Source organism: Lentihominibacter faecis, from assembly GCF_014306095.1.
GTDB classification, from domain to species: domain Bacteria; phylum Bacillota; class Clostridia; order Peptostreptococcales; family Anaerovoracaceae; genus Lentihominibacter; species Lentihominibacter faecis.
Genome location: NZ_JACRWC010000039.1, coordinates 53588 through 63780, shown reverse-complemented (window position 1 = coordinate 63780; position 10193 = coordinate 53588). Strand labels below are relative to the sequence as shown.

Below are 10193 nucleotides of genomic sequence, written 5' to 3'. Positions count from 1 at the left end.
TGTATAAGAGACAGCCCCTAATAATGCAAATATTAGTGATATAACAAAAATAGATATATCTTCTGCTGAAATAGTTTGCATACAATAATCTGTAATTCTCAATCCCCAAAAAGTTGCAAATGTGTCTAAGATTAAATAGAGTGCCATTGCTGTATAAATAGATACTTTGTCTAAAGATAACAAAGCCTTTGGAAATGCACCAGCAATCAAGCCTAAAGGATAAGAAATAATTGTTGCAATAATAAAAAACAAAATAATACTTCCGATAGAACGATATTCAAACCCAAACACTTTCATTATTGCACCACTTATTAGAGCTAAAACAGATAGTACGATAATAAATAAAACTCCACATAATAAAAGTGTTATTATCTTTTCTTTATGCTTTTCAAAAAATTCTTTCAATGTTTCACACTCCATAACTTCTAAATTCTCGCTTTTTTCATATCCACATTATAACATTCTCATATCAGCACTACAATAAAATTTTATGCACCGATAATCTTGTTGAACAGCTCTAACAGTACATCTTTCACACCACCAGCATTGAATACCAAGCCGACAGCAATTAAGGCAACTACTAAGAAACCGATAAGTTTGGAAAACTCACGTTTAAACCCTAAGTAGATACCGATAACCACGATCGCCATAAGCACTAAGCTCTGTGCGTTTGATAAAAACCATTGATATAAATTTTGTCCGAAATTCATTTAATTGTCCTCGCTTTCTTTTAATTGTTTCATTTCATAGTCAGCTTCTTTGCCGACATTCAAAATACACATCAAGACTACGCCGATACCCATTCCCATAGATACCAGCAGGAAGTCTTTTAATAATACCCACATTTTTTATCACTCCTAACTTTCCACCAAATCTTTTGCAGGGGTCGTCTGCTGTTTGATTATCATTTCATGCTTTTCTGTGAGCTTTGCCTGCTGTTCGATTGTTTCCATGTAGTCTGTACCGTTTCCCTTATCAATCTTTCTCAGCATTTTCAAGGTCGGTGCTACCTGCCTTTGTACCCACCGCAATGTACGGTCTAAGGTGTAAGGCTCTGGCTTTGTCGTCAGCTTCAAGCTCTGTCTGTTATCTCCGATAAACCAAGCCCAGCGGTCATTGAGTTTCCAGTCATTTTTTCGCTTGTCGGGTTCTTCATCAACAAACCGCACATACTGGTTGATGATAGAAAATGCGGTCTGCTCTGCGTCATAATACGTCAGCAAATCTCGTACTGCATAATAGGCTCGTTCATTGCGAAGCCGTATCTCAAAACGGTTGATAATGTCAGCTTCTTCCAGAGGTGTCCCCAGCTTGACGTACTGCTCATAGTCCTTTTCATAGATACAGAAATACACATCTGATTTCAGCGAACCAAGATAAAGGGTACGTCCCATATATTCTCTGTCGTCCTCTCTGTGCTTGATAAGCTCGCCCGACTGGTAAAACTTATAGCTTCTGGACTTTCCGATATATTCCCGTTTCCTGCATTTTTCCGCAAGCTCTGGAATATCCAAAATGCCCGTATGGTCGTTGATAGCAAGGTCGATACGCTTCATCACACCACCGTCTATAAGTGCGTCCATGAGGAAGTCATACCAGCTTCTTTGCTGTGCCAGCAGGTAACTTTCAAACTGCCTGCAACCACGCCCCTTTAATTCTAAAAGGACACCTTTTTCTTCGTCAGCCGACGTATAGATAAAGATGTCCCCTAAAGAATAATGCTCCGTATAGCTGTAACGCCCGTAATCTTCATGGAGCATATAATTGATATTCAGTTTTAATATATCTTTGATGATGTGCTGTATATCCAGCGTAGGAAAACGAATTTTCACATAATCAAACAGCATGGTAAGCGGTGCTTCTGGATTGAACCTTGCCAGTTCTTTATACAGAGTTTCCAGAAGTTCCTTTGACGGCTTCATTTTTCCACTTTCTATCTTGTTGAGATATTCCCTTGTGATACCAGAAGCCACCGCCAGCCTGCCTTGTGAGATACCGTAAGCAATCCGTTTCTCCCGTAATTCTTTTATCCATTGTTCTTCATTCAGAACCATACCCCCAATCTGTAAAGTGTGAAGTTTTTTTTAACGACTTCACAACTGAATTTTGCTAGGAAATCATGCTAGAAGCCTTATGTTTCCTATGTTTTTTGTCTATTGTCTATTTGCAAACGTACCCCTCTGTTAGATACCGAGGGGTTTTACCTGCTGGCGTGGCTTACGCCACACCAGCAACGGCTAGTCCGTGCCGTCGCCTTTCGCTTCGCACGTCGCCGTCCCGTCCTGCCTTGCTTGTGCAAGAGAGCCGATGGTCTGCAAAAAATCATGTCCTTTCGGGACTAAAGGCGTATAAAATTCGCTTATCACGCTTGTTCCCACATCACAATAGCCACGCCCCTTGATACGCTTCTGAAAAAACTGTTTCTTCACATCAGAACCGAACAGCATACCGTAACCTAATTCGCTGATACGCCCAAGTCCTACACGGAAATTGAAATTATCTCTGATACCGTCCGAGAAATACTTTGCATCTGGACGCTGGCAGGCAACGATAAGGAAATAACCTGCTTGTCGTCCTAACATAACGATTTTCTTTAACTGGCTAAGTAGGCTCACACTTTCTTTTGTCCCCAGCATTTCAAAAAACGCCACATATTCATCAAAGATAAGAAAGCAGGGTGGCAGTCCCAGATAGGCGTAGTTTTCGCCCGTCTTATAGTTCGGGTGTCGCTTCATTTTCTCACTTCGCTGTACCATGCCCTCATAAAAGGCATTGACGCAATCAATCATTTCTTCTTTCGTGTGATACACATTTCCCATAACTGTCCCCAAGTCTGCTAAGTCCGCATTTTTCGGGTCTAAGATATAAAGGACAGCGTTTGTATGCAGTAAGGCTTCAATGAGTGTCAGCAGAAAATATGTTTTACCGCCACCAGTCCCACCAGCAATCAGAGCGTGAGGGAGTGCGTCATATTCCCAGACAAGATTTTTCATCAATCTAAGACAACCGTTTTCTGCCCGTACTTCATCAATGGTAATGCGGTTCGCTATCATATCATAAAGCAGGGTATATTCGATATAGCCGTCATGCAGGGTCTTGTCGGTCAGCTCACAATACAAGCCACTTTCCAACTTATCCTCCAACCGTAAAAGCTGGTCTTGATATTTTCCCAGCGTAATTTCACAGCGGATATGAAGAAGTCCTTTTTCCATTTGATAATAAATCTTTGGAAACCAGACGATTTTTTCCCTTGATCTGCTTTGCAGGTCAGTAAAAAAACCGCTGTCTTGTACGGTATCGGCTTCATACCACTTATTTTCCAGTATCATTCTTGCCAGCTTTTGACGGTGCAGTAGCTTCTTGAAACTGTCGTAACAGAAGCGGTAATACAGAAAAGCGACCAATGCACAAACACCAGTCGCTATCAGTATGGTTATGAAGTTGTAAAGGGAAAGCGTAAAGCCATTGTCTAATAAGCTGAAATGTTCCCAGTCGGTACGCATGAGCTGTTTGCTATTCAGTAGCAGGAGAACTGCCACGAACACAAACAGAAGCGTCTCTATGGAAAAATGATAGACAAGGTGCTTGTCGCTGGCTCTGATACGGTGTCCTTTGTTCCAAATCATACGCATAAATCAATCACTCCTTTCTGGGTATGAAAAAAGCAGTCAATCATAAGACTAACTGCTTTGTGTGTAGGGATATAAAATTGTAAAACTAAGATTGCATTTCAGATATGGATTTGAAACCCCTCATAGCTGAATATACCATTCCCTTGTTTTAATTTCCCTTCATTTGACAAGTTGTGAAAAGCTGTCTCTATCTTGTCAATTATAGTAACTGGAATAGATAAATGATGATGTCCTGGCAAAATTCGACTTATCTTTAAAGATTGAATTTTTCTAACAGACTTCCAAAATTCTTGTGGGTTTGTTGATGGATAAAAAGCATCAAGGCAACCGCTATATATCAAATCGCCGGAATACAGATATTTTCTATCCGCTTCATAGAAACAACAATGTCCGGGAGAATGACCGGGCGTGTGAATAACTACCAACTTTCTGTTCCCTAAGTCAATACAATCTTCATCATGTAAAATCATTTGCGGAACCCCTTGAAAAATCTGATATTTCTCTACCTTAAAATCCGAGGGGAAATCACATGGATTGCACATAATATTGTTTTTTACCACTTGCAAAGGTATAGGGAATTTGACCGATAGCCATTCTTTTTCTGCTTCATGAACTGCAATAGACCGAAAATATTTATGTCCACCGATATGATCCCAATGAACATGAGTAGTGATTACTGTAACGGGCAGTTTCGTCAATCCATCAATAACCTCTCTGATGTTGGAAACACCTAAACCTGTATCAATCAGAATGGCTCTTTTTGTCCCACACAATAGATAACAATGTGTTTCTTCCCAGTGTTTGTATTCGCTGATGACGAATGTATCTTGGTCTATTTGTTCGACGGTAAACCAACTGTCCATATACTATTCTCACTCCCTAAAAATTTTAATTTGTCGCTTTCTTCATACCCATATTATAACAGTTCCGTATATCCTCTACAACGAAAATCTATTCAGCAAGTCTATTTTTTCGGTTGTCCCTGCGGTGTATGGTTCTGTGTATTGCCTGCGTTCTGGTTGCTTTTATTCTTCAATACAATATCCTCTGCCTTTACATACCAGTCCACATCTGCACCCGTATAGGTTTTTCTTGATACCGTATCGGCTACTGGATTGACAAGCTCCACAACCGCATTGTACGGAAATTCCCTTAACGGTACTTCTGGCGGTACGGACACGGGGATAATTCCACCATGCAGACTGCACTTCAAATCATAGATACGCTTTTTAAGCTGGGTACTCGGTGTCCCGTCCTCATTCTGCAAGAACACATCTCGCACCGCTGTAAATTTTAATTCTCCAAATGTTTTCTCTTTGTCAATAACAAACCCGTTTGATAATCTCATAAATTCTTCACTCCTTTACTTTTCTTCAACTGCTACAATATCATCAGCAAGCAACACATAATCGGTATGTCCCATATCCCCGATTGCGTAACCTCTGCCATATAACTTCGGATTGACAAGTTTTACTTTCTGTTCATACTTGAAATGCTTTTCGCCAGCCTGCACGGGAATTTCTACCACAACATTTTCGCCTTTTTGTACGTCAGAATAAAGGTTATAGCTTCGTCTGGCTAAGACCCTGCGGTTATTTTTATCTCTTTCAAAGACTGGCTCACTTTCGCCTGCAAATTCAAGAGTTCCAAAAGACTGTGCCATATCTGGCACGACATATTTCATTTCCATAGTGTTTTACCTCATTTCTTTCTATTTTTGATAAGTTTTTTGATTGTGATTTCTTATTCTGGCGGTTTGGGAAGTACCAGCAATCCCCCAGATAGTAAAGGGTAAAATCAATGCTTACGCACCCTTGACTATCCGTGTTCTTGCAGGTAAGTAGCAGACAATCCAGAATAAGCGGAAGTCTGCCGACACGGTATCGGCGGAGAACGTGATTTTTCTTTTCTCATACCGTTACCGCCTTATGATTTCTTCATTTTACGGCGTTTGCAGAAGAAGATACCTGCCAGTCCAGCACCAGAAGTCAAAAGAAGTGCAAGCAGTCCGTAAAGGTTTGTGCTATCGCCAGTTTTTGGACTGTCTGTTTTATGCGGTGTATCTGGTGTCTGTGGTGTTTCGGGTTTCTTTGGTTCTTCTGGGACTTTGGTTTTTTCCTTAAAGGTAATCGTCTGTCCCTTATCCTCAATATCCTTATGCTCGGTAACTTTCTTCGGCTCGTCTGGATTGCTTAAATCGTACAATTCTTCAAAAGTTACAAGCTGTTTGCCGTCAAGAGAAGTAGCGTCAAAGGTAAAGGCAACTTCCACTTTCATAGTTTCGCTGTCAGCAGTAAAAGTGTAATCACTTTTCACACGTTTTCCATTGATAAGAAGCTCTGCATTTTCTTCTTTCAACATCTGCCAGCCCACAAGTTTGTACTGTGTACCGACTTCTAAGCCCTCTAAGATTACGGTATCAATGATTGTAACGTCTTTTCCAGCTTCAAGCTCTTTGTTGCCGTCCTTATCCGTAGCAGTCGTATGAATTTTGACGATACGCTCTGTGATAAGTACCGTCTGTCCGTCGTCCTCAATGTCTTTATGTTCCGCAACTTTTACGGGTTCGTCTGGATTGCTTAAATCATACAATTCTTCAAAGGTAACAAGGTTTTTGCCACCTAAAGCAGACGCATTAAATGTATAGGAAATTTCCACTTTCATTTCTTCATCATCAGCGACAAAGGTATAATCATTTTCCACACGTTTTCCATTGATAAGAAGTTCTACATTTTCTTCTTTTAACATCTGCCAGCCTTTTAACTGATACTTTGTGCCTTTTGTAAGTCCGTCTAATTTGACAGTATCAACAATCGTAATCTCTTTTCCTGCAAGGATAGTCTTTTCGCCGTCTTTGCTGGTCGCTGTGGTATGGATAGAGATTTCTTTTTCGTATTCATCAGTCAGCGTTCCTAAATCAATCACAAGGTTATTTCTTGATACCACGATTTCAAAAGGTGGGATAAGTTCAAAACCTTTGTTACTATCAGAGCGTAATTCTTCAATGATATAGGTATCATAAGGTAACGCACCTTTGCTGTCATCTGGTTCAGAAGTTCCAAACCACACACCGTCCTCGCTGGTCTTTCCTGCGTTTGTATTGTGCTTATGAGAAGCCCATTCAGCAGAAGTGGAGAATTGCCCGTTATCATCAGTTACCACGACATGATTTTCGCCCGTCATCTTGCTTGTGATCCTAAAGGGAACATTAGCAAGACGCTTGTGTGTACCTGCACCGATTTTTACACCCTCAATATCTCCACGCTTAATCTGATTATAGATAGAATGAGCTTCGTCGGTTAAGTCCACGATTTTTCCATTTTCTGTGATTGTAAAATCAATCGGCTTTGCACCGTCAGTTAAGTAACCGTCGGGAGCTTCACTTTCAACGATACGGAATTTTCCATAAGGTAAAAGGTCAGAAGAAGTAGAAGCGACACCCTCAATATCGGTATGGATTGTTTTTACCACTTCATTTTTCTTGTATAATTTGCCCTCAACCAATACCGCATTATCATTTAAGGAAATGATGTCAAAAGCAGTATCTTTCAAGGTAGCACTTCCTTGTGGCTTTGTATCGCCCGTTTCTAAATCTCGTTTCTGAATTTTCACACCACCACGGATAACCTTGTCTGATACAGAAAACTGGTTACTTCCAGTAAGTACGGCAAGGTCGCCGTCCTCTGTAATCTGTGTTACATATAAGCCTTTTATCTGTTCGGACTTATCGCCAGCCTGCATATATGCACCGTCTAACAAGTAGCCGTTTGGAGCTTTCGTTTCCTCAACGGTTAGCGTTCCAAGTGGAAGAACCGCCTTGCCGTCCTGCATATAGAAGCTATCGCCAGATACCTTGTATGCGTCCGCTAATTTTGCGATGTAGTGAGTTGTCCCGTCGCTGTCTGTTTCAGCGATTGTCTTTGTAACCCATGTACGAGTAGCTTCGGCAGGGAGATTGTCTTTATTATAGAAGCCTGCATAATACTTCCATGTAAATTCCGCACCTGCTAAAGAAGCGTTCCCTTGCGGATTGTCTTTCTGTGTTTCCATATCAATCTTGAAAAGCTCAATCAAAGTGTCCGTTACTTTTGGCGTATCTGATACTTTCAAAATTGCTGTCTTTCCAACTTCAACCTTTAAGGAATATATGGTTTTATCTACTTTATATCCTGCTGGTGCGGATAACTCCTTGATATAAACTGTGCCAGCCTTTACCTCTACAACATCTGTATTTCCGTTTTCATCAGTCGTAAGGGTGGCAAGCTGTTTCGTACAGTCCTTATCAGAAAAGACACCATAGGTTGCACCTGCAATAGAGTAATTCCCGTTACCGTCGGTAATGCTGGTATTACTGGAAGTCTTTTGCAGTTTCGCATTTCCGACATTCAGCTTCGCCCAGAATTGTCCTAATTCCTGCCCCTCGCCAGAGTAGATATAACCGCCACATTCATAGCGTCCTTTATTTTCTTTGATAAAGGCTTTTGCACCAGAGAAAACTTCGTCCTGTGTTGCCTTTGGAATTTCATCATAAGAAGCTCGCACGTTATCACATTGCCAGCCAAAATGTACGCTCAATCTCTGCCAGACTACACATTGTTCCAACAGATAGACTTGTTTGTAGTTCAGTTCCTTGTGAGCTTCGCCATACTGTTTGACATACTCTAAGGATAACGCCACATCTGAAATCTGGTCAGCACTCATGCGTGAGCTTGCGTCAGCTCTGGTCTTGTAACCGTTCTTAAAGTTTGTGTTAATGTCGATACAATAGGCAGTTTCGCCCTCGACTTTCATATAGCCCTCATTGAATGTCGAACCGATAGAACCGTCATTCATTACTTTTTCAATGATACCGACACGCTCTGCACTTTCCGTCCAGTATTGCTTACTTTCTGCATGGACGGGTGTAGTCGGTAAAGCAGTAACGACAGTTGCAAGAGCTAAGAAGCCCGTACACAATCGTTTTAACATCTTTTTCATAAATCTAATGCTCCTTTCATTTTGGGTAATAAAATAGCCGTCCAATAAGAACGGCTGGAAATAGAAAAGGAACGTCATGTTAGGCGTTCCATAGTCTATGAGTTATTCAATTTTTTCTTATTTTAATACTGATGTGCTGTACCATATCTTTGCATATCTAGGAAAACTTGCGTATCAAGGCTCATTCGTTAGTAGTAAATAAGTAGTAAATTGATGTATTTGTTTTCTTGAAAATGCTGATAGATACTGTGTTTTAGCGGATAATCAGATTTTTATTGTGTTTTTTACCTAAAAAAAATACAAAATCACTCATTCCCCTTGCATTCTCGCGGATTTCCGGTATAATATATAGGCGTGTGATTTTGCACGCAATCCTTGCGATGGACCGTTCCATCGCCATTTAGTCCACAGGGAGGTGAAAGAAAGATGGCAAATTATGAAGTAATGTTCATCCTCGATCCTGCATTAGAAGATGATAAGAAAGATGCTACTGTAGAAACAGTAAAGACTATCATCGCCAGCGAAGGTGAAGTTGGTAATGTAGACGTTTGGGGAATGAAGAAGCTCGCATATCCGATCCAGAAGAAGGCGGAAGGATATTACGTAGTTGTAGAGTTTAAAGCTCCGCACACACTGCCGAAGGAACTTGACAGAAGACTCAAGATCTCCGACAACGTAATGAGACACATCATCATCAACAAAGATGAAAAATAGAAAAGGGGTGCAGTATGAATAGTGTTGTACTGATCGGAAGATTAACCAGAGACCCTGAAGTAAGGTATATTTCCGAAAGTCAGATGGCGATCGCGACTTTTACCGTTGCAATCGACAGACCGACAAGATCCGGACAGGAAAAGAAGACAGATTTTCCGCGCGTTACGGTATTTGGCCGTCAGGCTGAGAACTGTGAGAAGTTCCTGGCGAAAGGCAGACTTGTAGGCGTACAGGGAAGGATCCAGACCGGAAGCTATACCAACAGAGACGGCGCTACTGTGTACACGACAGATGTAGTGGCCGACAGAGTAGAATTTTTAGAGTGGGGCGACAGAGCCCCGAGATCCGGCGGAAACGCAGGCGGACAGCAGGGACAGCAGTATGCGCAGCCGCAGCAGTCCCAGAGTTATGACGATCGTGACAATGGCGTTCCGGAAGGATTTCAGGCCATCACCGATGATGACATCCCATTCTAAGAGAGGAGTGAAATCATGGAAAACAATAAAAGACGTGGCGGCATGAGAAGAAAAAAAGTTTGCCAGTTCTGTGCCGACAAAACGGAAGCAATAGATTACAAAGATGTTGAAAAACTCAAGAAGTATGTAACAGAAAGAGGCAAGATCCTGCCAAAGAGAATCACAGGAACCTGCGCTGTACATCAGAGAGAAGTAACGAAGGCAATCAAGAGAGCAAGAATCGTAGCTCTGCTGCCTTACACTGCTGACTAGTTTCAGACAGTAATCAATGCAAAATGTAAAATGCAAAAGAAAACCTCGCGGACTTGTGTATCGCGAGGTTTTTTCATATATACTGACGCGTTTCCTTTGCGGTTTACCAAATCTGCCGGACGTGGTAGAATAAAGAAAATTG

At 41.3% G+C, this 10193-nt stretch carries 11 protein-coding genes and 1 pseudogene; 3 read left to right on the top strand and 9 right to left on the bottom strand.

Annotation, left to right across the window (positions count from 1 at the left end; genetic code table 11):
- The 9 genes and pseudogenes from H8876_RS02780 to H8876_RS02740 all read right to left on the bottom strand — a co-directional run.
- A partial coding sequence (locus tag H8876_RS02780) for a YrvL family regulatory protein (protein WP_249286422.1) occupies positions 1 to 405 on the bottom strand: 405 nt, incomplete at its 3' end.
- Between the two features lie 83 nt (positions 406 to 488).
- Entirely contained in the window at positions 489 to 710 is a 222-nt protein-coding gene (locus H8876_RS02775) for a hypothetical protein (protein ID WP_002323342.1), read from the bottom strand.
- Positions 711 to 824: pseudogene (locus H8876_RS02770) on the bottom strand (DUF3789 domain-containing protein); the annotation flags it as partial.
- Positions 825 to 857: 33 nt separating this feature from the next.
- Positions 858 to 2054 (bottom strand): MobT family relaxase, encoded by a 1197-nt coding sequence (mobT, locus tag H8876_RS02765; RefSeq protein ID WP_117593987.1) that lies wholly within the window; start codon positions 2052 to 2054, stop codon positions 858 to 860.
- Between the two features lie 183 nt (positions 2055 to 2237).
- The gene (locus tag H8876_RS02760; protein ID WP_008792582.1) at positions 2238 to 3632 is read right to left on the bottom strand and encodes an FtsK/SpoIIIE domain-containing protein; all 1395 of its coding nucleotides are present in this window, start codon (positions 3630 to 3632) and stop codon (positions 2238 to 2240) included.
- Positions 3633 to 3730: 98 nt separating this feature from the next.
- Entirely contained in the window at positions 3731 to 4495 is a 765-nt protein-coding gene (locus tag H8876_RS02755) for an MBL fold metallo-hydrolase (protein WP_008687118.1), read from the bottom strand.
- A 101-nt stretch (positions 4496 to 4596) separates the two neighbouring features.
- Positions 4597 to 4980: a YdcP family protein gene (locus H8876_RS02750; protein ID WP_008687119.1), complete on the bottom strand. Its 384-nt coding sequence runs from the start codon at positions 4978 to 4980 to the stop codon at positions 4597 to 4599.
- A 15-nt stretch (positions 4981 to 4995) separates the two neighbouring features.
- Positions 4996 to 5322, bottom strand: a complete 327-nt coding sequence (locus tag H8876_RS02745; protein WP_008792581.1) for a YdcP family protein — start codon at positions 5320 to 5322, stop codon at positions 4996 to 4998.
- A 236-nt stretch (positions 5323 to 5558) separates the two neighbouring features.
- Positions 5559 to 8609: an SrtB-anchored collagen-binding adhesin gene (locus H8876_RS02740; protein ID WP_118688271.1), complete on the bottom strand. Its 3051-nt coding sequence runs from the start codon at positions 8607 to 8609 to the stop codon at positions 5559 to 5561.
- A gap of 426 nt (positions 8610 to 9035) precedes the next feature.
- Between H8876_RS02740 and rpsF the strand changes: the two genes are divergently transcribed.
- From rpsF to rpsR, 3 genes are read left to right on the top strand one after another with little or no spacing between them, the layout of a single operon-like run.
- Complete coding sequence (gene rpsF / locus H8876_RS02735; protein WP_177264427.1) at positions 9036 to 9323, top strand: 30S ribosomal protein S6; 288 nt, start codon at positions 9036 to 9038, stop codon at positions 9321 to 9323.
- Between the two features lie 14 nt (positions 9324 to 9337).
- On the top strand, positions 9338 to 9799 hold the full coding sequence (locus H8876_RS02730; protein WP_177264426.1) for a single-stranded DNA-binding protein: 462 nt from the start codon (positions 9338 to 9340) through the stop codon (positions 9797 to 9799).
- A gap of 15 nt (positions 9800 to 9814) precedes the next feature.
- Positions 9815 to 10051: a 30S ribosomal protein S18 gene (gene rpsR / locus H8876_RS02725; RefSeq protein ID WP_177264425.1), complete on the top strand. Its 237-nt coding sequence runs from the start codon at positions 9815 to 9817 to the stop codon at positions 10049 to 10051.
- The last annotated feature ends 142 nt before the right edge of the window (positions 10052 to 10193 follow it).

Bases quoted from the DNA above. Each gene is read 5' to 3' on its own strand.
- H8876_RS02775 (WP_002323342.1), bottom strand. From the start codon at position 710: ATGAATTTCGGACAAAATTTATATCAATGGTTTTTATCAAACGCACAG.
- mobT (WP_117593987.1), bottom strand. From the start codon at position 2,054: ATGGTTCTGAATGAAGAACAATGGATAAAAGAATTACGGGAGAAACGG.
- H8876_RS02760 (WP_008792582.1), bottom strand. From the start codon at position 3,632: ATGCGTATGATTTGGAACAAAGGACACCGTATCAGAGCCAGCGACAAG.
- H8876_RS02755 (WP_008687118.1), bottom strand. From the start codon at position 4,495: ATGGACAGTTGGTTTACCGTCGAACAAATAGACCAAGATACATTCGTC.
- H8876_RS02750 (WP_008687119.1), bottom strand. From the start codon at position 4,980: ATGAGATTATCAAACGGGTTTGTTATTGACAAAGAGAAAACATTTGGA.
- H8876_RS02745 (WP_008792581.1), bottom strand. From the start codon at position 5,322: ATGGAAATGAAATATGTCGTGCCAGATATGGCACAGTCTTTTGGAACT.
- H8876_RS02740 (WP_118688271.1), bottom strand. From the start codon at position 8,609: ATGAAAAAGATGTTAAAACGATTGTGTACGGGCTTCTTAGCTCTTGCA.
- rpsF (WP_177264427.1), top strand. From the start codon at position 9,036: ATGGCAAATTATGAAGTAATGTTCATCCTCGATCCTGCATTAGAAGAT.
- H8876_RS02730 (WP_177264426.1), top strand. From the start codon at position 9,338: ATGAATAGTGTTGTACTGATCGGAAGATTAACCAGAGACCCTGAAGTA.
- rpsR (WP_177264425.1), top strand. From the start codon at position 9,815: ATGGAAAACAATAAAAGACGTGGCGGCATGAGAAGAAAAAAAGTTTGC.